14 protein-coding genes are annotated in these 25,419 nt (G+C 42.9%); 10 read left to right on the forward strand and 4 right to left on the reverse strand.

Features of this window, described 5'->3' with window-relative positions; translation table 11 throughout:
- The first annotated feature begins 33 nt into the window (after positions 1 to 33).
- Entirely contained in the window at positions 34 to 4,878 is a 4,845-nt protein-coding gene (locus tag KIT51_10015) for a T9SS type A sorting domain-containing protein (GenBank protein UYN85232.1), read from the forward strand.
- Here KIT51_10015 and KIT51_10020 read toward each other — a convergent pair.
- Complete coding sequence (locus KIT51_10020) at positions 4,868 to 7,171, reverse strand: acyl-CoA dehydrogenase family protein (GenBank protein UYN85233.1); 2,304 nt, start codon at positions 7,169 to 7,171, stop codon at positions 4,868 to 4,870. The genes KIT51_10015 and KIT51_10020 overlap by 11 nt on opposite strands.
- Positions 7,172 to 7,362: 191 nt before the next feature.
- Between KIT51_10020 and KIT51_10025 the strand changes: the two genes are divergently transcribed.
- The gene (locus KIT51_10025; protein UYN85234.1) at positions 7,363 to 7,833 is read left to right on the forward strand and encodes a rhodanese-like domain-containing protein; all 471 of its coding nucleotides are present in this window, start codon (positions 7,363 to 7,365) and stop codon (positions 7,831 to 7,833) included.
- Between the two features lie 16 nt (positions 7,834 to 7,849).
- Here the strand turns inward: KIT51_10025 and KIT51_10030 are convergent, their stop codons facing one another.
- Positions 7,850 to 8,173, reverse strand: a complete 324-nt coding sequence (locus tag KIT51_10030) for a hypothetical protein (protein UYN85235.1) — start codon at positions 8,171 to 8,173, stop codon at positions 7,850 to 7,852.
- Positions 8,174 to 8,427: 254 nt separating this feature from the next.
- Between KIT51_10030 and KIT51_10035 the strand changes: the two genes are divergently transcribed.
- A complete protein-coding gene (locus KIT51_10035; GenBank protein ID UYN85236.1) occupies positions 8,428 to 8,871 on the forward strand; it encodes a nuclear transport factor 2 family protein in 444 nt (147 codons plus the stop codon).
- A 4-nt stretch (positions 8,872 to 8,875) separates the two neighbouring features.
- On the opposite strand, the gene KIT51_10040 is transcribed toward KIT51_10035, so the two are convergent.
- Both KIT51_10040 and KIT51_10045 read right to left on the reverse strand, forming a co-directional pair.
- Positions 8,876 to 11,248: a DUF2207 domain-containing protein gene (locus KIT51_10040; GenBank protein UYN85237.1), complete on the reverse strand. Its 2,373-nt coding sequence runs from the start codon at positions 11,246 to 11,248 to the stop codon at positions 8,876 to 8,878.
- Positions 11,249 to 11,297: 49 nt separating this feature from the next.
- Entirely contained in the window at positions 11,298 to 12,068 is a 771-nt protein-coding gene (locus tag KIT51_10045; protein ID UYN85238.1) for a DUF2490 domain-containing protein, read from the reverse strand.
- A gap of 187 nt (positions 12,069 to 12,255) precedes the next feature.
- On the opposite strand from KIT51_10045, the gene KIT51_10050 reads away from it, so the two are divergent.
- The 7 genes from KIT51_10050 to KIT51_10080 all read left to right on the forward strand — a co-directional run bounded on the left by KIT51_10050 (position 12,256) and on the right by KIT51_10080 (position 25,261).
- Positions 12,256 to 12,645, forward strand: a complete 390-nt coding sequence (locus tag KIT51_10050) for a DoxX family protein (GenBank protein UYN85239.1) — start codon at positions 12,256 to 12,258, stop codon at positions 12,643 to 12,645.
- 101 nt (positions 12,646 to 12,746) lie between these two features.
- Positions 12,747 to 14,930, forward strand: a complete 2,184-nt coding sequence (locus KIT51_10055) for an acylase (GenBank protein UYN85240.1) — start codon at positions 12,747 to 12,749, stop codon at positions 14,928 to 14,930.
- Between the two features lie 211 nt (positions 14,931 to 15,141).
- Positions 15,142 to 15,450 carry a GIY-YIG nuclease family protein gene (locus tag KIT51_10060; protein ID UYN85241.1) on the forward strand — a complete coding sequence of 103 codons (309 nt, stop codon included), beginning with the start codon at positions 15,142 to 15,144 and terminating at the stop codon, positions 15,448 to 15,450.
- Positions 15,451 to 15,567: 117 nt separating this feature from the next.
- Positions 15,568 to 17,217, forward strand: a complete 1,650-nt coding sequence (locus tag KIT51_10065) for an amidohydrolase (protein UYN85242.1) — start codon at positions 15,568 to 15,570, stop codon at positions 17,215 to 17,217.
- A gap of 1,061 nt (positions 17,218 to 18,278) precedes the next feature.
- Positions 18,279 to 21,971, forward strand: coding sequence for an Eco57I restriction-modification methylase domain-containing protein (locus KIT51_10070; GenBank protein ID UYN85243.1), 3,693 nt, complete (start codon positions 18,279 to 18,281; stop codon positions 21,969 to 21,971).
- A gap of 475 nt (positions 21,972 to 22,446) precedes the next feature.
- The gene (locus KIT51_10075; GenBank protein UYN85244.1) at positions 22,447 to 22,884 is read left to right on the forward strand and encodes a protease complex subunit PrcB family protein; all 438 of its coding nucleotides are present in this window, start codon (positions 22,447 to 22,449) and stop codon (positions 22,882 to 22,884) included.
- A gap of 52 nt (positions 22,885 to 22,936) precedes the next feature.
- Positions 22,937 to 25,261 carry a S8 family peptidase gene (locus KIT51_10080; GenBank protein UYN85245.1) on the forward strand — a complete coding sequence of 775 codons (2,325 nt, stop codon included), beginning with the start codon at positions 22,937 to 22,939 and terminating at the stop codon, positions 25,259 to 25,261.
- The last annotated feature ends 158 nt before the right edge of the window (positions 25,262 to 25,419 follow it).

The following is a 25,419-nucleotide window of genomic DNA, read 5'->3' on the forward strand; positions in this document are numbered from 1 at the left end:
TTATTGATTAAAACGCGCAAATAGAGAGTGAGTATGGCTTTACAATCAACATCCAGGATTATTTTTAAGGTAATTTTTCTTGCGGCCTTTTTTTCAGGCTTTTTTTTCTTCGAGGTAACTGCCCAAACCACCTACTATGCGCGGCCGGGCGGAAATGGAAACTGGAATAACCCGGATACCTGGACAACGGTTAATTGTGCTTCGACCATTGCTGCAACTACAGTGCCCGGGCCAAATGACCATGTTATTATATGTGCCGGCCGCACGGTAACCTATAACTCAGCTAATACCACAATCTCCAACCTCACCATCGAACTTACCGGAGTTTTAACAATAAGCGGAGGGAATAACATTACCTTAAACTCTTTGGTATTGGATGGCACCGTAAACGGTACCGGGGGTGGAGATCTTCGAATTGGAAGAACAGCCGGGCAAACCCTGAGTGGTATTGGGTCATTTAGCGTGGCCAACACTAATGCTCACCTGAGAATTCAGAATAACGTCACTATACTCGTTGGGACAGATCTTAAATTCAATAGTACCGGACAATTTAACTTGAACAGACGAACTGCAACAAACAATGGCAGAATTTCCATTCTGAGTTCGTCTAATTTTATTAGGGGTACATTTATCAATAATTCATCCACGGCTTATTTGTTGTATACACCTCCGGCAAATTGGCCTAATAATGTTGTCCTAACAGCAACCGCCACAGGTAATACCGTTGAGTTTGGTTCCGCAACCGGTGGCCCATGGAATATGAACACGCAAAGCAGCTACCACCATTTGATCATTAGTGGGGCTGCAGTGAAAAGAATTAATGCGGCTACAACAACTATCCGTGGTAACCTTACCATTAGCAATGGCTCTACCTTTAATACCAACACAGGTGCACGAACCATTAATATTGCCGGCAACTGGAATAATAACCTGGGCGGATCATTTGTAGAAAACACCAGTACCGTTGTTTTCAATGGCAGTACCAACAATCAAACCTTAAACCCGCCTGCTGGGGCCCTGGGAGAAACCTTTTATGATCTGACAATCAATAACACGTTTGCGGGTGGTTCTGTTACCGCAACCGGAAATGTTACCATTACCAACACCCGCAACTTGCGGATGACTTCCGGAATTTTTGATGTTGGTGCAAATACGTTGAGCCAGGCCTCGGGCAGTGCCAATCTTATTGCCACTGGTGGTGACCTTCGCCTTGCCAAGTTATCAACAATATTGCCTGAGTTCACTGGCACGTATAACATTACCGGTGGCACCATAACCTTTAACGGCTCAGCAGCGCAAACTATCCGAAGTTTAAATACAGTTCCTAACAATTACCATAACATAGTCTTGGCTGGGCCAGGCATAAAAACCTTAGCGGGTAACATTACTGTTCGCGCCAACTGGACCAATACAGGCTCAACCCTGGCTGGCAATTTTACGGTAACATTTGCAGGCGCGGGTACTCAAACCATAACCAATACTGCCGGAGAATCATTTTATAGTGTTACAGTAAATACAACGGGACCTTTAACAATTGAGGGTAGCAGCAGCGTGACCATTACCAACACCCTTACCATGACAACCGGAAATATCAATTTAAACGGCCGAACGCTTACGCTGGGCAATGGCGCTGCTTCCTTTCTAACACGTACCAGTGGAACTGCTTATGGTGGCGTGTTCAGGCGATATTGGCCGGTAGGAACAATTGACTTAGCCGGACCTAGCCGCTATGGATTATTTCCGGTAGGTACGGATATCTATTACCGGCCTGTTGAGATTGTGGCTACCACCAATCCAACAACTGCGGGTTATGTTTCAGTGCAGCACATTGACGCCACCACCGCCACGGATGTAGCCTATACCGACAATGAAGGCGATGCTATCCAACGTATTACCGATATGCGCTCAGTTATTTCAACGACTACGCTTGCAGGGGGAATCTATAGTTTGAATGTTACCATGAGTGCGCTTTCTGCATCAGGAGCAACAACCGACCTGAAACTAGAAACATTAGCCGGACCTCCATATGGGGTTGGAACATCATTGGCCACTGGCGGAACAACCACCAGCCCGATAGGGAGAAGGACATTATTAACGGTAGCGAACCTGAATAACACGTTTGTAATAGGTACCAGAAATAAGAGCACAACACCGTTAGTGGCTACTTATTACTCCCGTTTAAGTGGAAGATGGACGATAGTTGCAGATCAAACATGGTCACTCACAGATGGTGGTGATCCTTGTGGCTGTACACCTATTGCTTCTTCGATAGTGTATATTAATCCTGGCCATACGGTAACAGTAGATGGATCTGCCACCGCAGACTTCATAAACATACTTAATGGCGCTACCCTAAACGGAACGGCAAACCTCACTGTTAACTATGACCTTACCACATTTGGGACTGGCCGTATTGCCCCAACCTCAGGCACCTGGAGCATAACCAGAAATTTGACTGTAGCCGGAACGAGCGCCTCATCTTCAGCGGCACCATTAACCATTGGTGGTAACCTAACCATCAATGCGGCCAATACATTAACGATGAGTAATACGATTTCCCTGGCTGGAAACCTAACCGTGCATGGCACGTTGGCTATGGGTACCAATGGGCTTACACTTAATGGGTCAGGTACCACAATTAGTGGAAACCTTGGAGCCTCCACGATAACCGGATCAGGAACGATTACCATAACAAATAACAAAACAATCACAACTGGCTCGAACTTAACGGTAGGGCCAGTTATCAATATCAACCCTGCTACACTGGTTACTAATCAGGGTACAATTACCCATTTGAATAACCTGACAGGCGTTAATAGCGCGAGCTCGGTATGGGGTAATGCTGCCAACGCTGTATTAAATACTACGGGTGATGTTTTGACAACCGGTACGTTGCTGGCATCCTCTTCGCCCAACACCGTTAACTACAATGGTAGCGGTGCGCAGATTGTAAAGGGTACTACCTACAATAACCTTTTTATCTCCAATGCTGGTATAAAAACAGCTGGTGCTGCAGTAACGGTTAACAATAACCTGTTGGTCCAAGATAATGCCCAGTTTGCACCGGGGCAAAATGTAACGATTAGCGCAGGCGGTGTTCTTACTATTCAGGACAATGCCATTTTTAACCAGAGCACAAATACCCTTACTGGCACTAATGCCGATTTGGTTATGACAGATAATTCAGAATATCGGATTGGCAGAACGGCTAACGGAACTTACCCTGAATTGACGGGCAACTATTCCTTAACCGGTGGTACTGTTGTGTTTAATCAAGCCGGAAATAATATTCAGTATTCCATCCGCGCAGTTGATTACTATAATCTTAACCTGGCGGCCACGTCCACCGGTGCGAATTCATACTTCGATTTTGAAGATGGCGTGTATATTGAAAATAATCTTACAGCTACTTTAGGAGGTGCTTCACGGATTCGAACAATTAATGGAGCACTGACCGTTAACAATGATTTTGTTTTTAACAGCTCTAGTACGGGTACATCAACGCTTTCCAACGATGTTACGGTTGGTACTTTTACCCTAACCGCGGGTATACTCACTGTTGGCGCGTTTACATTAGAAATCAATCAACCTGGCGGCTGGACACGCAATGGTGGAACGTTAACCCTAAATGTGAATACAAATGTTTTGTTTTCTGGTTCGGATGACCAGGTGATTGGCGGAACGGTTTCCACTACATTCACCAGGCTTGAAATCAATAATTCCGGTTCCACAGGTGTTATCCTAAACCAACCCATAACCGTAAACGGTGTGTTTACCTTAACCCAGGGAAACCTGGTCACCACCAACGCCAACCTTTTAACCATGGCTGCGGGCTCAAGTGTTTCGGGGGCATCAAACGACAGTTTTGTAGAGGGGCCTGTCGCCAAAGCGGGTAATACCAATTTTACTTTTCCGGTGGGTAAGGATGGCTATTATCGCCCGATCGGTATATCCAGTCTATCCGCAGTAGGAACTTTCCGTGCAGAATATTTTCACAATGACCCGAACGGGGCCGGGTATAATACTTCATTAAAAGATGTAAGCCTTTTCCGGGTAAACACAGGTGAGTATTGGTTGCTCGACCGAACAGCGGGAACACCCAATGCCTTTGTGACCTTAAGTTGGGATGATTACTCCGGAACAATTGCCAACCTGGCCACGCTTGCCGTTGCCCGATGGAATGGTAGCTCATGGAATAACCTGGGCAATGGAGCAACAACCGGAGGCGTTAGTCCGGCAACGGGCACAGTTCGTACATTGGGGTTGGTTTCTTCATTTAGCCCCTTTACAATCTCATCATTGGATGATACCAACCCGCTGCCGGTTGAATTGGAAAGCTTCACCGCTCAATTAAAACAAGGAGTTGTACTATTGGACTGGGTGACGGCCTCTGAACTTAACAATAATTTCTTTACAATTGAGCGCTCAAAAGACGGACAGTTGTATTCAGAACTGGCCCGTGTTGAAGGTTCAGGAACCACACATCAGCGAACTACTTATTCTGCTGTTGATCGTACCCCATTGAAAGGCGTTTCTTATTACCGCTTAAAACAAACCGACTTTGATGGTTCTTTTAAGTATGTTGGTATCGTGGCCATTAACAATACAGCCAACGATGCTGCTGCTCTTTCTGTATTCCCGAACCCTTCCCTGGGAAAGGAAGTGGTGATGAGTGCCACCGGGTTTGATAAGGCCGAGATTCTATTGTTCACGCTAACCGATACGTTTGGAAAGCAAGTGTACACGGTGACAGCCTTTACGGACGATGCTGGAATGGCTACTCAACTTTTGCCTGCAAGCACCCTGGCCAGGGGAATTTATATTGTCACACTCCGATCGGCCCGTGCAATCATAAGCAAACGTTTGGTTATTGATTAACGGCTATCGGTGCACTCAAACTACTATCTGGAATATTAAAAGCATTTACCAGGGGTACGGCATCCTGCCGGATTTCCCAGCATAGTTGATTGACTATCTTCCGAATGGCTTTTGTTTTTACGGCTTCCATGTACCCTTGTTCCAGGTACCAGCCTTTATACTTATCGAGTTGTGCCAGTGCATATAAGTCGCACAATTTTTTCAGCACGCTACGGCAGCCGTTATCTTCAGTTTTCTTAACAGTTAATTGGAATTGCTCCAGTACAATCCGTTCTACATACGCGAAAGCCACTTCTACCAAATGGTGCTGGCACACATTAAACGCATCGAATGAGTCCATACCGCTATCGATGTGTCGCTTTAGACGCTTGGCTGCAGAGGTTAGTATATCGCGCTCACGGTATTTAAAAGCATTGAGTTGAAATTCAGAATCCAGTAAATGATCATCATCGGTATTACGGACAATCAACGGGTTCATTTCGGTAATCGAGGTCTTTGCCTGGTCGGCAACATAATTGAGGATTGTAAATACATTCATGTTGCTGAATTCCTGCCTGAATTCGGTAAGCCTGCTTTTTGCTACCAGTTGCATCAGCACGGTATTGTCACCTTCGAAAGTGGTATAGATATCGGTATCGTTTTTCAGTGCATCAATCCTGTTTTCAGACAGGTAACCCTTTCCACCACAACATTCACGGCATTCTTGTAGAGTTTCAGTAGTGTGCCAGGTGGTGTAGGCTTTCAATCCCGCGGCAAGCGCTTCAATTTCCTGCATCTCTTTTTCGGTGCGTTGTAAAAACCGTTCAGTAAGGTATTGCAATGAAAAATGAAGGGCGTACGTTTTTGCCAACAAAGGCATTAGCCTGCGCTGGTGGGTGCGATAGTTCAGGATGGGTACTTCACTTCCACCTTCCGGCCCAAACTGCCTGCGCTGGTCGCCATACCGAACAGCAATGGTTAACCCTGATTTACACGCGGCTACTCCTGAACGTGGTATGCCAATGCGTCCGCCAACTAATGTACCCAACATAGTAAAGAACCTGCGGTTGTCGCTAGAGATAGGGCTGGTAAATTTTCCCTCTTCGCTTACTCCGGCAAACCGGTCGAGCATATTTTCTTTGGGGATAACCACATTGTTGAAATAGATGATGCCGTTATCAACACCATTCAGTCCCATTTTTCTGCCACAGTCTTCAATGGTTACACCTTTTTCCAGTTTTCCATTCTTATCCCGTAAGGGAACAACAAAGGCACTTACGCCATAATCCTTGCCATCAAGAATAAGTTTTGCAAATACGGTGGCCATCTGCCCGTGCAACGCAGCATTGCCAATGTATTCTTTGCGTGCGTATTCGTTTGGTGTATGAATGGTAAATGTTTTTGTGACGTGATTGTAGGTAGCCGTGGTTTCAATACCTTTTACATTCGATCCATGATTGGTTTCCGTCATGGCGAAACAACCGGGCAGTTCCAGCGAGCCGATGTCTTTCAAATATTTTTTATGATGCTTTTCGGTGCCCAGAAAATAAACGCTCATGCCCCACAAGCCGAACTGTACTCCAAACTTTACCACCAGGCTAAGGTCATGGTAGCTTAATGTTTCCATAATGGTAAAGTAGGCCTTCATGTCATCTTGCCCACCATACGTTTTTGGATAGGCCATTGCGCCATAGCCTTGTTCGGCTAGATACGTTAACCAGGTTAAAACTTGTGCCCGGTATTTACCCAAATCTCCCGGATCGATGTATTGAAATTCCGGATCGGAAATAAGTGTTTTTACTTTCCTAATAATTTCTGCCTGATCGCCATCCAGCAACCTGGCCAAGGTATCAATTTCGAAATTGTGTTTTGTTTCCTGTTGCGAAGTAATGGTTTCGTGTACATCCTTAAAATTGTACACCATTTCATGACTGATAAAACCTAAGGTAGCCTCGATGTTAGCCAACGATGGTTTTGCTTTTATCAACGTATCGGCAACACTTCCGTTTCCGTATAAGCCTGCCAGCCGAATACCCAGGTCCACAAGGCTATCTTTCGTGCCGGTTTGCCCGGCTACTTTTTTGATTTCTGCCCGCCAGTCCATCAATTGATCGGGTGATGGGGGAGATGAAGGATCAAGCTGGCTTAATAAAAATTTACGTTCATCATCATTAAGCCACGCCTGGCTGTTGATCAGTCCTTCCAGTGTTGAAACTTCACTGGGCGTAAGTACAGCATCGGACCAAACCGTATAAAGTAGGGGTAAAAAAACATACAGGTTGGGATTGTTTTTAAGAAAGGGTGAATCGACCATACAATAGCAACATTGGTGTTGGTTAAAGATAGGAAACAATCTGATCGGTTCAGTCAGGTTTTGGCATTGACCTTTTATAATGCCTTTACAGCAACAAAAACTCGGTAATTTTAAAAAAACCGGGTATTATCAAACGGTATATGAATTAGCGGTAAATTTATTTACCGAACCAAACCCAGGAGGACTAAAGCATGAAAAACAGCATTGAAAAAATCAACATTTGTTTACTGTTTGTTTCCGGAATTATTTTCCCGAATATGGTAAACGCACAATCCAATCCTTCGCCAAAAACGGCAACAGAAATGGTGAAGGCAGCAAAGGCGCAGATTGAAAACCTGACGCCACAACAAGTGCAGGAAGAGTTGGCAAAAGGTAATGCCATATTAATCGATATTCGGGAGGCTGAGGAGCTTAAGCAGAGTGGTAAAATTGCTGGTGCCGTGCATGCACCACGCGGTATGCTTGAATTTTATGCCGATCCTTCGATGCCATATTATAAACCCGAATTCGACAAGAGCAAGCGAATCATCCTGCATTGTGCTTCGGGTGGACGTTCAGCCCTGGCTACTGCCACCTTAAAGCAAATGGGTTACGAAAATGTTGCCCATATGGATGGTGGCTTTAAAGCATGGAAAGAATCAGGTAAACCTGTTGTTGAATAGTTGTCCTGATAAAACATCACTTCATTGCAGAGATCAGGTGTTGCAATTCTTCCACTGAATTTTGTTTAGCTGTTAATTTCTTGCGTTCAGGCGTCAGCGGTCCGCCTTTTAATTCGGCCAGTTGAAGGGATAGTTTGTACATCATTTCCTCCAAAGCCTCAAGGAGTATGGGTTTGTATTTTGGGTCAATGGTCATAATTTTTTCTGATAATCCGCAAACATACCTAAATGGGATCAGAAACGATTCAAATAACTGCGCTCCAGGGCCGTATGGCCCCGTATGTTCATCCAACGCTGTGCCCAATCCACACATGCCCTTGCCAGACCAAAGATTGGCCAAGGCGTTGTCTGAACATACTGAAAATAGAAGTAAGCAATCTATAGGTGGTATGATTCCGGACTATCGTATAATTTTTTTCTTTCAAAATAAATGAAAACGGTAATGTATAGCCAATTGGGTTGTTCATTATTGTACAACCAGCTATGCGTTTCTGGACACTGATTTGATATTCTCTGTTTCTATTGAGTGGAATTGATGGATTTCTTGTTGGCATCATTTTTCGTTTCCGGAGTACAAATTCTTCATGGCCACTTATGAAATTATACCTGACTCCACTCCTGATGGCTGTTTCACTTGCTGTAGCAGCTCAGCGTTCTGATGATTTGTTTAAGAAGATTGAATCGTTGGACAGCATCGTTTTTTCGGCTCTCAATACCTGTGACATTGAAAAATTTGGTTCCATGTTTACGAAAGACCTTGAGTTTTACCACGATAAAGGAGGTCTGACGGATTATACATACACTATTAATTCTATTAAAGGCAATTGTGATCGTAAACTCGGACTTACCCGAACATTGGTACCGGGTAGTATGGAAGTTTACCCGATAGGTGATTACGGTGCCGTTCAGCTAGGCTCGCATAGATTTTGCCATATGGAAAATGGAAAAGAAGATTGTGGAACATTCCGGTTTGTTCATGTGTGGAAGTTCGAGCATCAACAATGGAAAATTTCCCGTGTGATCAGCTACGATCATTGAAAGTTTACCAGCCGCCACCACCTCCGCCACCGCCACCACCTCCGGATGATCCGCTGGAGGACGATGAACTGGCAGAAATACTGATGGTACTTGCAGCCCTGACTGTACGATAGAACTCTTCCATCGCTGCTGATAAATTCTTATCCAATACGCCAAGTTGTTTATCCAGCATATTGGGTTTAATACCGTAGGCTTGCAGGAAGGGCAGGTTGTTTTTGAGCCAGTTAACATCATCTTCTGCAAATGACTTTTGTTTCATTAACCGTTTGGCAGTAGTGCCCTGCTCTCTTATATAATTAAGCACGGCCATTCCTTCTGAAGTTTTTACCCGCATGGTGTAATAGTAGTAGGTTAAAAGGTAGGGAGCGGCCGCAAACAAAACAAGGTTTACCGGCCTGGCCATGTCGAGGTAATTGAAAAGAATGAACACCCCAATGGAAAGCCCGGCACAAACCATTATCCAAAATATGTGCAGCCAGTTGGCCTGGTGGAACAATTCCCTTTCGTGAAGAAACATATGTCGTAAACTTTCTGCCAAGGCAGGAAACATTCCGGAACCAAGTATCGGTGCGAGTAGTATCCACCGCTCAGCACCTGAATGGAGTACAACGGTGAGCAGTATAGCAGCTAAATAAAGCAGGAACGGGCCAATAACTTTGCCATAATTGTTACGGATAAATTGTTCCATGTTATAGTGGGTTTCCATAAAGGAAATGAAATCGCTTAGCAGGCGTTGCACCTTATGTGATTTCCTCTTTGAAAATTCAAACGAAGTATCCTCCTTAAACAATAGTTTGAACAATTCTGCGTCCTCTTCATAAACAGGCTCAGTATTCTCTTTGGCACGAACAATACTCCTCCGTTTTGATGAACCCTCTTCAACTTCAAGATAACCTTTCATCGACAGATTGAATAAGGACGACAATAAAGCCTTCATACGGTGCTCCGTTATAATATACTTGCTGGCCAGCGTAGTAAGTAACGCTGGCGAATAATCATCGGGGTTAATATCACGGGGTTGTAGTTTCTGCTCTTCTGTTTTAACATGCCTTCGCGATCGCTCAAGCAAGAAAACCATTAATGCAATAATAATAATCCAACCTAAAGTGATTACGTAGTCATGCATACTGTTGGTGATAACCGCTGAAAATTTCAGGTTATGTTTCCATTTGGTTAGTATCGTTAATCCTGAACCGGGTGGAAGTGTGGTTACCGATTGAACGTGGTAGGTAGTATCATTCAGTAGACCGATTACACAACCCTCACATTGTTTGCTTCCGCGCTTTCCTGAATAGCCATCAAAGGAGATAAACCCTTTTGAAGGAATTATGATGGTGGCTTCAACAGTGTCGATAGGAAATTTCCAATCGTTACCCGTTACATTCCAGTAAACAAAGTGAAAATCTAACCGGGTATGGACTTCCCGTTCAACATTATACCGAATCAGGTATTGATGCACCCCGGGTTCTAAAAAAATATTTTCATGACCAATTCTTATTTTAAATTTTTTGCCCATGTTTTCTACCTGGTAATGTTCCGGTTGGTTATTACGCAACACGGTCAGCACTTCGTAACCTCCCAGATCTGCCTGAGGCAATAACTCTCTGTAAATTCCATGTATTATGTTTACACCTTTGGACTGAACGTTAATTTTCTCAGTTACCGTAAGGGTTCGGTCGTCATGTACCTGCAGCAGGCTTTTAAAAGAAAGGATACGTTCGGTATTTTCCCAACTACGGGTTGGGTTCGCATCGGTTTCCCAGTTCACTTGCAAGGTTAAATCATCACCTGGCTTTAGCCCACCGTGTACGGCCATACGATAAGAATTATCATTCTTTGATTCAACTGAACAGTTACAACCCAACTGACCATTTAGCGTGACGTTAAATGCAGATAGTTTTCCATCGGTAGCAATTACTTCAGCTTCAAGGTGATCCATGGCCAGGCTCCAATTACCTGTTACAGGCCATTGAAGCGGTTGGAACGAATTAGGTTTTCGGTAAACCCGGTAACGGATGACGTAGGTATGTTCACCCGGTTTTAACAGATCACTACTGCCGATTTGAATGGATAATGAGGTGTTGTTCCGGTCGATGACATAAGGTTCTTCTGATCCATTTCGTGTGCAGCCAAGCACCTGGTAGTTAAGATTGGTTTCATTTATGGAGAGTGTCCGGAAAATACCACGCTTGATGCTAATGCCCGATGAGTGTACCGTGATGGTTTCGGTCACATCAAGGGTATGGTTCGGTTGGAGTACAAGGGAACTTTTAAAATCTAAGACTCTTTCCTGGGCGGTGGCTACTATAGATACCGTTAAAGCCAGCCCGATTAAGAATATCATTACCGGGCAACTTGCGGGAAAACGATCAGGCATAGGTTACCCTAATGTACTTTAGCTTTTTTGATTTTCAAATTTCAGTACATCAATTGTGCATAATTTCCTGCCGCTGGACACGCGCCTTTCCGGTTTCTAATTTGAATTTATGGAATACCCACACCACAAACATATGGTTCTGGTTGAAGTGCGCAGAGCCGGTTTGTACAAACCTGTTCATATAACCGCTTTGCACCTGGATGTTTCCCCGTTGGATGCCCAGCATAAGAGATATACGGTTTTGATCAAAGGTGTTCCAGGTAATATCCTTTCCAAAGTTCAAGAGCACTTCGTCACTAATGGTAACATAGGGTATTGTTTTTTTTCCTTCCGTATAGCCTAAAGTTCGTTTAACACTCATAAAAAACCGAAGGCGGTTCGTAAAACTATAATCATTCGTCAGCTCACCGTCTTTAACATGCTGCCGAAAGCGGCCATCGTAGCGAACACGTTGCAGCAATGAATACCGCTCGCTGATCGGCAGATTAAATTGTACCTGCGCCCACGGCCTTTGCTCGTTTCGCTTTAGTACCGGGTTTGCCTGGCTCAAAGGTAACCACAGGTGACCGTAACCTGCGGTAATGGCTGTATGCTTGTAGTGCCTTGTTAGGCCGGTGCGCAATACCAGAAAACCCTCAGGCACGTAATGGAAATCGTTCCAGATGGAGTAGTTAGCGTTGATCCGTGTGGAAGTCATATAACCAAACCACACCTGGTTATTGTCGGTTACTTCGCGCGGTTGGGCGCACAGTGTTACTGCGCCTGAAAGCGCAAGTAAACAGACGGCAATTGATGTTGAAAATTTAATGCGGGGTAGCATGGTTTGTTCTTTTTTGTCAGTATCAAATTACAGCGTTCCTGAAAATCATGTGCTGACAATAAGCAATGCCCGGCTTGATAATTGTCAGCTAACCTTTCTACCAGATTGTTTGCAATCGTTTGATATTTTAAGGATTAGTGGTCAGTGCCTTTTTGATTTGGTTTTGCTATGCTTTACTTTCACTTATATGATGGCAAACCAAAAAAATGTATTGATGCTTTTACGCATCGTTATGGGTTTAATTTTTATCACCCACGGAGTAGCGCGTTTATACTATTGGTCGGTTCCGGGTTTTGGTAGTTTCCTGGAAAGCCAGGGTTTGCCGTTTGGGTTTTGGATAGCCATGGTTATTACCACAGGCGAAATACTAAGCGGTGCATTGTTGGCCTTCGGTTACTTTGTTCGGTATTGTGTTGCTTTTCATGCCATCATAATAGGCGCGGGTATTTTTATGGTACATCTTAAAAATGGTTGGTTTGTAGTGGGGCACGGAACCAACGGGGTAGAGTATAGTGTATTGATTCTGGTTGTATTAGCGGTACTGTTCGGTACCCAACCGCATAAATCGTTTAAATAGATTGGGTTTAATCCTGTTTTCTTCCTCACTAACTTTCTGATAAGTGGTGAGTAAAGCAACAGATGACAATGGTATATTGAAATTGAAATTGAGTTAGTCCTATGAAACAAGTGCTTACCCTTTTGTTGGTTTTTGTATTTCTATCCTGTAACCGGCAAAACCGTGAAGTAGAACGTTGGCAAAATCAGGCAGCTAATGTTACGATTATTCGTGATGACTTTGGCGTGCCACACATCTACGGAAAAACCGATGCAGATGCCATATTCGGGTTGTTGTATGCGCAGTGTGAAGATGATTTTCCGCGCGTGGAGCGAAACTATACCTGGGCTATTGGCCGGTTGGCCGAAGTGGAAGGAGAGGAGATGCTTTATAGTGATTTGCGCGCCAACCTTTTTATGACCAAAGAAGAAGCTATAGCCGAATATGAAAATAGCCCGGAGTGGTTAAAGAAACTTTGCCATGCTTTCGCGGATGGCATCAACTATTATTTGCACACCCACCCGGAAGTAAAACCGAAATTGCTCACCCGCTTTGAGCCGTGGATGCCCATGTATTTTAGTGAAGGAAGTATTGGCGGTGATATTGAGTCTATCTCCACAAGAAAAATCCAGGCATTTTATAAAAATCAATCGGTGGCATTAGCGGAAGCTGAAGAGCCTTTTATACTGGCCGATCCGCAGGGCTCAAACGGTTTTGCCATCGCTGGTAAATTAACAGAATCCGGTAATGCCATGTTGCTGATTAATCCGCATACATCATTCTTCTTCCGGGGCGAAGTGCACGTGGTGAGTGAAGAGGCCAGCCCGGACGACCCGGTCGGACGGGGCTTGAATGTGTATGGTGCCGTAACCTGGGGGCAGTTTTTTGTGTACCAGGGTTTCAACGAGAAAAATGGGTGGATGCACACCTCATCCTACACGGATGTGATGGATGAGTTTTTAGAAACCATTGAAGAGCAGGATGGTAAGTATTTCTATCGCTATGGCGATGAGTTGAAACCTGTTATAGAAAAGCAGGTATTGCTTCACTATAAAAGTGGTGATTCCCTTATTCAAAAAGAATTTCCTATTTACCGAACCCATCACGGCCCGGTTACCCATAAGCAGGATGATAAGTGGGTAGCCACCGCCATGATGTGGAGCCCATCGAAAGCGTTGCAGCAATCGTATAGCCGTACCAAAACAAATTCGCATACAGCGTTTAAGCAGGTAATGGAGTTGAAAACCAATTCATCGAACAATACGGTATATGCTGATGCCGATGGTAACATTGCATACTTCCAGGGAAATTTTATCCCAAAGCGCGATGTGCAATTTGATTACAGCAAACCTGTAGAGGGTAGCAACCCGGCAACCGACTGGAAAGGTTTGCACGAAGTAGATGAATGTATTCAATTGTTAAATCCGCCAAACGGCTGGATACAGAATTGTAACTCCACACCGTTTACCTCAGCGTTGGAGTTTAGTCCCAAGAAAGAAGATTATCCTTACTACATGGCCACCGAACCGGAAAACTTCCGGGGCATTCATGCCATTAGAGTACTCACCGGAAGGAGCGGATACACGTTGGATAAACTGATTGAAACTGCGTACGATCCGTACATTACCGGCTTTGAAAAATTGATACCGGGTTTGATAGCAGCCTTTGATCAATCGGGGAAGAAATATGCTGGGTTAAAACCGGCCATTGAAATGTTGCGGACGTGGGACCTGAAGGTAGCAAAGCAATCGGTGGGGATGACGCTGGCACATTTTTATGGAACCTTGTATTTGCAGAAAGGTCCACGGCCGGAAGGATTATCGCCTATGGAGGGCGTGAATTATTTCGGAACCGGTACACCCCATGAACAGCGTCTTGAAATTTTTGCCGAGGCAATACAAAAACTAAAGGATGATTTTGGTGATTGGAACAAGCCGTGGGGTGAGGTTAACCGCTTTCAGCGACTGGATGGATCAATCGTTCCAAAATTAGATGATAATGAACCGAGCATCGCCATTGGTATGGCGTCCGGTAATTGGGGGGCATTGGGTGCATATGCTTCTCGCCCCGGACCAAATACAAAAAAGTTATACGGAGTGCACGGCAACAGCTTTGTGGCAGTGGTGGAGTTTGGCGAACGAGTAAAGGCTAAAAGTATTTTAGCAGGCGGCCAGAGTGGTGACCCGTCATCGCCCCACTTTTTCGACCAGGCCCAGCGTTATGCCGATGTGCAGTTTAAAGATGTTGCCTTTTATAAGGAGGATGTAGAGAAGAGAGCCAAGAGAAAATACAAACCAGGATTGTAGTGTGCATGTTACGTTGGTCATGCTTCGACAAGCTAATGGTTCCTGACAAATTCATGCTTCGACAAGCTCAGCATGACAATTGATTCTTGTCACGCTTAGGCTGTCGAAATTGTCACCCTGAGCTTATGGAATTTGTCACCCTGAGCTTGTCGAAGGGTGTCAAAGGGTGAATAACTTACACTATCTTTATACAAACTGTTCAAGCGCGATAATGCCTAAAAATCACAATTATTTTGTTTATATCGTTGAGTGTGCTGACGGCATGTATTACACCGGTGTAACGAATAATCTTGAAAGACGGATTTGGGAACATAATGAAGGTGTTGACAACGGAAGTTTTACCTATAGCAGACGTCCGGTTGTGTTACGTTACTATGAATACTTTTCCGACATTAATAACGCAATCAGCTGGGAGAAGCAACTCAAAGGTTGGAGCCGTAAGAAGAAGGAGGCACTCTTTGAACAGGATTGGGCACGTATAAAAATTTTGGCAAAGTCGAAAGGAAAAAAGGACTCTTGAGTCATGCTTCGACAAGCTCAGCATGACAATTTAGATTTTGTCACCCTGAGCTTGTCGAAGGGTGTCTAATGATGACAATCGGTATAAAGATTATTATTAATCAGTAAGTAAACTAACATGAATCAAACCATCTTCATCCTTTTCCTTGCGGGACTACTCTTCTCCTGCACCCGTCAACTTCCCCCGGCCGATCTCATCATCACCAACACCACCATCTGGACGGGGGATGAAAACAATCCTTCTGCGCAAGCTATGGCCATTGCCGGTGATACCCTGGTGGCGGTGGGTACCACCGAAGCCATACTAAAATACAAAGGCGCATCAACTAAAGTCCTCGACTTGCAAGGCACTTTTGTTACACCCGGCTTCATCGATTGTCATGTGCATTTTTTTGAGGGTGGGTTCAACCTCTCATCCGTACAATTGCGGGATGCACGCACCCCGCAAGAATTTATTTCGCGCATTAAAGCTTTTGCGGCAACCCAGCCGGAAGGCACGTGGATACTCGGTGGCGACTGGGACCATGAAAACTGGGGTGGAGAATTACCCACACGCCACTGGATCGATTCCATTACCCCGCATCACCCGGTGTTTGTTACCCGGCTTGACGGGCACATGTCGCTTGCCAACAGTGTGGCCCTGCACGCTGCAAAAATTGTTAATACCGTTAAGGACGTTCCGGGCGGCACCATCGTACGCGACAGCAAAGGGCAACTTACCGGGATTTTGAAAGACAATGCCGCTGACCTTATTTATCCACACATACCTGAACCCACACCACAACAAACCGATAATGCGCTGGAAGCCGCCATGCACCATGTTGCCTCTAAAGGTGTTACTTCCGTGCACCATATGGTAGGTTACATGGATGCCCTTGAACGTGCACACCAAAACAATAACTTGATTACGCGTATCTATGCCATGTACCCGCTAAGCCAATGGCAACAACTGAGTGAAAAAGTAAAACAACAGGGCAGGGGTGATGACTGGTTGAAGATTGGCGGCTTGAAAGGTTTTGTGGACGGATCACTTGGATCACACACGGCAGCATTTTTTGAACCCTTTACCGATGCCCCAACCGATAACGGGTTATGGGTAAATACACCGGAGCAACTCTACCACTGGATAAGCCATGCAGACAAAGCCGGACTGCAACTCATGGTTCATGCCATTGGTGACCGCGCCATTAATTCCTTGTTGAATATCTACGAACGTGTTGAAAAGGAAAATGGTGTTAAAGACAGGCGCTTCCGCATAGAACATGCTCAGCACATTGCACCCGCTGACATTCCGCGCTTTGCCCACCTTAACGTGATTGCGAGCATGCAGCCTTACCACGCTGTTGATGATGGCCGTTGGGCGGAGAAAGTAATTGGTGCTGAGCGAAGCAAAACCAGTTATGCGTTTAAAAGCTTGTTCGATGCCGGTGCAACCGTAGCCTTTGGTAGCGATTGGTTTGTGGCTCCGCCCACACCACTGGAAGGCATTTACGCAGCCGTAACCAGGCGCACGCTTGATGGCCTAAACCCAGAAGGTTGGGTTCCCAAACAGAAAATAACTGTAGCGCAAGCACTGGTGGCCTATACCCGTAACGCTGCCTATGCCTCGTTTGATGAACACCGTAAGGGCACGCTCATCACCGGTAAGCTGGCCGATTTTGTAGTGCTGGATAAAAACCCGTTTGCCATTGCCCCCGAACAAATAAAGGATATAAGGGTAATGCAAACTTATGTGGGTGGCAAGCCGGTGTTTACCCGCCCAAAGTAGGCTACGATAAAGTGGCACTTTGTACTATTTTTTGATGGAGATTTGTACTACTTCGGGCTGCAAAAAGTCGCAATGGAGCTAAATTGGTGAGTTCGTTTGGCTAAAATGTGTACATAGCCATTTTATGGTTTAAGGCTAATGCTATATGCGAAATATATTCAATAGCTATATTTGGGTGTTGCCGCCAATACGCAAAAAAATCTACGCAGACAACGTTTGACTGACTTACAAAGTCTCGTCTCCGCGGACGGTAACGGGACTTTTGACTAGGACTTTTTAAAAAGTTCCGTGTGCGCAGATACGCGGACAAAATGCCGGATAAAAAAAATAAACGGACTTCTGATATTTGACTTTCAATCCGTATACGCGGACGCGCGGGAGAGTTTCCGACTTCTAACACAGGACAAAAAAGACCTCAATTAAAATCCGGTGCCGCGCGCGACACGCACGAAATCCGACCCCCCACCGTATACAAGTGAACGCGCGTAAGCGCGAATTTTTTTAGGTTTGGTGAAGGATATTTTGAAAAATCGCTTTTAAAAATTTTTTAGACAGTTTTCCCGACACAGACAGGTAACCACAACAACGTTTCGTTTTATTTGGAGCCAGACGCGTCCAAACTAAATTATCGGTGGACTCTATCGAGTCCAAAACAAAATAACGGTGGACGCGTACTGGCGGCAACACAGTGTTTATGCCAGCTGCGGGTGACACTCTGATATGTAGTATTGTTTTATTAACTTCGTTCCGTAACGGTGGACAGAGACAGCTTCGAAAACCGCAGCCGTCATAAACACGAAACGTTAGCAACCATGCGCAAAGACGACCAAGCTAACGAATAACAACAACCGAAAAAGACTCAACACGCGGACAAATAAATCATTAATAGTTTACGCGGACAATGTAGCCCAAGAATCGCCCGCCCACATTTGGCACATTTGCAGGCCGCGCAAACCCACCCGACTCCAAAGCCTGCAAAAGAGCCAAATTACCTACCGCGCATGGGTCAGATAAGCCGATAAAATGTAAATTAGCCATCAATTTTCGACTAAGGACAAATAATGAGACTCATACCCCAATCCCCAAAAAAGGCATTAAAGGCATTATTAAAGCAGAAACCCCTAAGAAGTGAAATTGATAGCTTCAAATCTAACCTCATTACCCTATTAGATAAGATTAGTATCATCGAAAAACAGCCCAAAGACGAAAGCGAGGAACATCTAAAAAATAATATCAGGGATTTTTTGAGAGACACGTACTATAAGGACACAAATGCCATAAACACAAAACAGAAAAAGGATTTAGTTATTCATTTGGACAAAGGGACTGACTCAAACGTTGGAGTGATTATCGAAGCAAAAAGGCCAGCAAACATAAACGAAATGGTCACTGCTGACAGTCCAAACAAAAAAGCCCTTCACGAACTAATTCTGTACTATTTGGATGAACGGAATCAATCAGAGAATAATCAGCTAAAACAACTTATCATCACGAACATCCACGAGTGGTTTATAATTGATGCAAATTATTTTGACAAACACATTTATAGAAACACTCAAATAAAAAAGCTATACGAGACTAAGTTAAACGACAAAAAAGATAATCCATTCTTCTACGAAGAGGTTACCAAAATCATAAATAAGATTGAAGTAGATATTCCTTGTGTATACTTTGATATTCGTGAGTTTGAAACTGTTTTAAGAAATACGAAAAAAGAAGATGATAAAGAGTTGATTGCTCTTTACAAAATCCTTTCTCCACAACACCTTCTTAAACTTGCCTCTCCAAATGATAGCAATAGACTTGACGCAGGATTTTACAGGGAGTTATTACATATTATTGGACTTGAAGAAGTAAAGGACGGAGCGAAAATCATAATAACAAGGAAAAAGGAAAAGAGAAATGCCGCTTCATTAATTGAATTGACAATTGAAGCACTCAAAACAGAGGACACATTTCACAGGATACCAGACATAAGTATCTACGGAGATGATAAAGAAGAAAGAACATTTAACATTGCATTAGAACTTGCAATAACTTGGATTAATCGAGTTCTATTCCTAAAGCTACTTGAAGGACAATTGGTCAACTACCATCAAGGGAATGAAAAGGAATACAAATTCTTGAATCCCGAGATGATTAAAGACTTTGACGAACTTTTTAAGTTGTTTCATAAAGTTCTTGCGGTAAACATTTCAGACAGAACGGAAGCAGTACAAAATAAATATGGTAAAGTTCCATATTTAAATAGTTCATTGTTTGAAATAAGTGATTTAGAAGACCAAACAATTAAGATAAACTCACTTGGAAACGGTGACGAACTCGAAATATGGAATGGAACCAAATTAGAGTCATTTAAGAAATCAAAAAAGAATCTACCGACACTTGAATACTTGTTACGTTTCTTAGATGCTTATGACTTCGCAAGTGAGGGTACTGAAGACATTCAAGAGGACAATAAGCAAATTATAAATGCTTCAGTTTTAGGTAAAGTCTTTGAAAAAATCAATGGGTACAAAGACGGCTCAGTTTTTACTCCAGGATTTATCACAATGTACATGTGCAGACAATCTATTCGATTGGCTGTAGTGGATAAGTTTAACGCATCACTATCTGAAAAAGGAAAAAAGACATTCGACAAGTTTGACGATATAAAGAACTACACCTCACGCCTATTCAAAACACAAGAAGTACTAAGGGCAAATGAAATAATAAACTCAATTCATATTTGTGACCCAGCTGTTGGTTCCGGTCACTTTTTGGTTTCAGCACTAAACGAATTAATTGCAATTAAATCGGAGTTGGGTATACTATCAGATGAAAAAGGAAACGTTATAAGTGGCTATGAAATAGAAATCATAAATGATGAATTAATTATTACAGATACAAATGGTAACCCTGTTGAGTATAAAATTCAAAACGGTAAGCCTATAAATAAAGAAATACAAAGACTTCAAAAATCTCTTTTCCACGAAAAGCAAATCATAATTGAGAACTGTCTGTTTGGTGTTGACATAAATCCGAAATCGGTTCTCATATGCAGATTACGTTTATGGATTGAGCTATTAAAAAATGCTTATTACAAAGAAGCTAACTACACAGAGTTAGAGACTCTTCCGAACATTGATATAAACATAAAATGCGGAAATAGTTTAATTAGTCGCTTTGCTTTGGACTCTGATTTAAGTAAAGCATTGAAGAGTATAAAATACGACATAGAAGCATATCGAGGTTTTGTAAATGAATATAAAAACGCCAAAAATCGAGATACCAAAAAGGGCTTACAGAAAATAATTGACGGAATTAAAAACGATTTTAAAACAGAGATTACAAAATCAAGTAAGGACTATATCAATTGGTCTGCTGCAAAAGGTAAACTTGAAAAATTGACAGCCCAATTCAGTTTCTTTGAAATGGACGCGAAGCAAAAGAAGAAATTTAACGATGACGTAAAGGAAGCAAGTGAGAAACTAAAAAAATACGAAACGGTATTAAATGACATAAGAACGAATGCCATTTACAAGAATGCATTCGAATGGCGTTTTGAATTCCCTGAAGTGCTGAATAATAGTGGTGAATTTGAAGGCTTTGACGTTGTTATTGGAAATCCACCCTATGGTGTTTCAATCAAAGGTTCTCTAAGAGAAGCTGTAGTTGAAACACTAAATAAAGTTCCTGACTACGAGATTTACTATTTCTTTATAAATATTGCACGTAAAATTCTGAAACCTAATGGCATAAAATCATATATCATTCCGAACACGATATTGTTTAATGTCTTTGCCAAGTCTTACCGAGAAGAACTATTTAATCAATGGCAAATTCAAGAAATATTAGATTGTACAGAGTTCAACATCTTTGAAGGTTCAGCAACAGTTAGGTGTATAATTACAGTCCTAATCAACAAAGAATCAGATGATACGGTGTTTTATCGTCCTACTGCTAATGCTAATTCATTTGAGGAGTTGACAAGCAGAGAGCTTACATCAACGACAAAAGAAATACTATTAGCCAATAATCAAAATTGGGCTTTGGTGTTCAAATTGAATTCTGAAATTTTAGGAATAACCTCAAAAATTAGAAAGAAGAGTAAGCCACTAATTGATTTATTCCCAGAGATAAGTCAAGGTCTTATCGCATACGACAAATATCAGGGTCAAGACAAGGCGACAATTAAAAATAGAGTTTATCACAGCTTAACAAAAAAAGCAGGATGGAAAAAATGGTTATGGGGCGAAGACGTAACACCGTACAAAGTTAAATGGAATGAAAAGGAGTATATTAACTATTGTGACGGAATTGCCAATCCAAGAGAACCAAAATATTTTAAAGGGTCAAGAATTTTAGTTCGTGAAATAACAAATCCAAAAATATATGCAGGTTTCACAACAGAAGAGGCATATAATGACCCTGCAATTATTAATATCCTTGAGAACAAAAAAGGACCAGTGGACATTAAAGTATTATTAGCACTCCTCAACTCAAGACTTGCGACATTCTACCATTTCAATTCCTCACCTAAAGCGACCAAAGGTGCATTTCCAAAAATTTTAGTGGATGACATTCAAAATTTTCCCATCCCGACAATGACAGAAAAGCAACAGAATGAGTTAATAAAACTCGTTGATACTATTATTGAGTATAAACAGACTGACAAGGACAGTAAAACACTTGAATCCAAAATTGACAACCTTGTTTACACTCTTTACGGTCTATCGGACAGAGAAATTAAAACTGTTGAGACCAAAGATTAAACCACCAATCCGCGCACACATTGCCCGGCCACACAACCATCGCACAACCAAAGCCGGTCAATAAGTGCGCTCAATTTGGGTTGGTGGACAAATTGGTTTTCAAAATAGCTAACAAAATAATGTGGGACATGCGCACGGTTGCTAACAAAATGTTTATGCAATGCGGGGGTTTAGTGTAGGTATTAAAAGTATTTTCTTAATTTAGTTCTGTGTCGGGGGACAGAGACGTGCAGGTCGGGCTAAACATTTCGCTGCGCTACATTTTTTAGCCCTCCTATTCCCCGCACTGCATAAACACAAACGTTGTGCACAATGCTGCGGGACAGATTTAGCTACTTTGAACATTGGCACATTTGCTTGCCACACATTCCAACGCAACACCAAAGCAAGCAAAAGAGCCAAAAGTCAAAAAAAAATTAACTATATTTGTTAAGTCGGACAGCATGATAACAAAATGACTTAACCAGATACCGATATGCAAAAAATAGCATTTATACTTGCAGTAATATTTCTATTTGCGTTTAGCTGTGAAGAAAAAAAAGTAGATAAGCCTCAAATTTTTGAAGTGATTACGATAGGTAAAGGAGATTTGAACGGTACCCAAAATATTCCCAAGCAGAACCTTGTTATCACCAACCAAACCGAGTGGACTGATTTACTGAATGTTATGGAAACAGTCAGCAACATTACTGAAACCAATGTTGATTTTACCCGGTTTCATATAATTGCAGTTTTTGATGAGGTTAAAGGAAATGGCGGACACAGTATAGATATAACTGAGGTGGTTGAGGCGGAAGACAGCATTAATGTGAAGGTGGAAAACCTGAAAACTGGAGATGCAACGCTGATTATTACTCAGCCTTATCACATTGTAAAATTTACCAAATCATCTAAGCCTGTTGTATTCATTTAGCTCCAAATAAATAACTCAAGTAATTTCACCATCCATTTAAATAAGTTTGCTTATGCTTAACAGCATTGCTGCGATGCGCAGCTTATTCTTGTTTTCATTTATGGTCATAAGCATGACTATAGATGCCCAGAACAATTATTTCTATTATTACAAAGGACAAAAGATTAACCTGACGTTGGAGAAGAATTTTCTAAACATCATCCCTCGTGCTGACATTGAAAAATCTTCGATGGCTTTTTCAAACTTCAGAGTCTTTGATTCCGCATCGGACGATCCAAAGATCACAAAAATTGAGTTTCATTCTGAACCAACTGATGCATTTTTTTTTGAAGCGATACAATCCATAAAGCAAAATTCAGATATTGCTAATGTTGCCCTATATTTTAAGAAAGGTGAGAATAGTTCAATAGGAACTTCTGATATATTTTACATAAAGTTGAAAGACCGTCATGATTTTGACAAACTACAACAGGTAGCCGCGCAAAGAAATGTGAAAATTGAAAAGCAAGTTCCCAACATGCCCCTATGGTATCTTTTGTCGTTAAACCCTGATGCGAAAGAATATTCATTTGAGGCTGCCAATTTCTTTTATGAAACCGGTTTATTTGAAGATGTTGACCCAGCTTTTATCTTTGACTTTAAGTCAATCTGCACGAACGACCCCATGTTTGGCAGCCTTTGGGGACTGAACAACAGTTCAAATCCCAACATTGACATTAATGCCTGTCAGGCTTGGAGCATTTCTCTGGGTGCCGGAACAACCGTAGCTATTGTGGACACTGGTATCGCCAAAACACACAGCGATTTGGCAGCCAATATTTCTCCGATAAGTTTTAATTGTGAAACAGGGACTTCTCCGAGCGGCATCCCTCGCATTCATGGCACTCATGTCGCGGGCATTGTTGGGGCAGCCAAGAATAATTTGCATGTTGTTGGTGTAGCACCTCAATCAAAGTTAATGAGTATTAGTCATTCACTTGAGCCACTTGCTCGCCCCAATATGTCAGCAGAACTGGCCAGCGGAATAAGTTTTGCGTGGCAAAATGGCGCAGATGTCATCAATAATTCATGGGGAGATCAAGGTGGAATATTTTATTACCACTTTCATAGTGCTATACTTGAAAACTCCATCATAGATGCAATGACTTTGGGTCGTAATGGACGTGGGACAGTGGTGGTTTTTGGAGCAGGTAACCATGGTTATTATGGTCCGGTTATTAACTACCCTGCGAACTTTCATGACGATATATTAACAGTTGGTGCGATTACAGCTACAGGCGTTAGATCTATTTTCCAAGAGGGTTTTGCTTCAGGATATGGCTCTAAACTTGATGTTGTTGCGCCCGGTAGTGGCATTCGATCAACAGTCCCTGGCGATAGCACATCATCATTTAGCGGAACTTCAATGGCTTCCCCTCATGTTGCTGGTATTGCAGCTTTAATGCTTTCTGCTAACCCGAATTTAAGCAGATGCCAGGTAATAAATATTATTGAAGCTACTTCTCAAAAAGTAGGGAGTTATTCATACTCAGCAACAACCGGAAGACCGCATGGCACCTGGAACAACGAGATGGGTTACGGTTTAGTAGATGCCTTTGCAGCCGTACAAGCAGCACAAAACATGGTCTCTGGCCCAGCCGTGGTATGTACGAGCGGGGCACAGTTCACATTGAACAATGTCCCTCCAGGTTTAAACGTTACCTGGAGTGTTTCACCGGCCTATCTGACAACTAGTAGTTCAGGTACGGGTACAACGGCCTACCTCCAGGCTTATTCTGGTGTAAAAGGGCAGGCAACACTTACCTATCAGATATCAGGAGGCGGAACATCCGAATGTGGATTTAGTCTCCCCTATACGCGAACCAAATCCTTATGGATAGGTCTTCCCAATGGAGGTATCTCTGGTCCTTCAAGCGTATATCCTGGTCAGAATTATTTCTACTACAGCGCAACACCCCCACACGTAGATGTCAGCTCTGGTTATGCGTGGGAACTTTATGGAGCCATTTTTATGGGGCTGAATTATGACTTCTGCATTGCTAACTGGATTGAAAGCGGCATAGTTGCAATGACTTCCCAAAATGCGTGCGGCTTTGAACGAACAGAGCTGAACGTGGAAGTGACAACCGAGGGTGGCTGCAACCCTTGTCACATTGTTTATCCAAACCCTGCTGATGAAAGCTTCAATGTGTCGGTAACTGACTACGGGACAACTGAGCTCAGGCTTTATAACGATAAACAAGAACTTGTTTATTTAAGCAAACCGAATTCACCGACTACAGCGATCCCAGTAAACAATCTCCCGCAAGGAACCTATTATCTTAATATTATAAATAAAGAAGGAGTGTTACAAAGAAAGGTAATTGTGAAGCGTTAGAAGTAGGATTGAAAAAAACCACATCCAAATCCACACCAATGTCAGTGCCGCGCATGCCGACACACAGCCAAAGCACTGGCATCCGTGTGGTTAAGTAACGGTAGACTGCAGCACAGTGCACAACAACATGTTTATGCAATGTGGGGGTTCAGTGTAGC

It is taken from the genome of Cyclobacteriaceae bacterium, assembly GCA_025808415.1.
Lineage (GTDB): Bacteria > Bacteroidota > Bacteroidia > Cytophagales > Cyclobacteriaceae > UBA2336.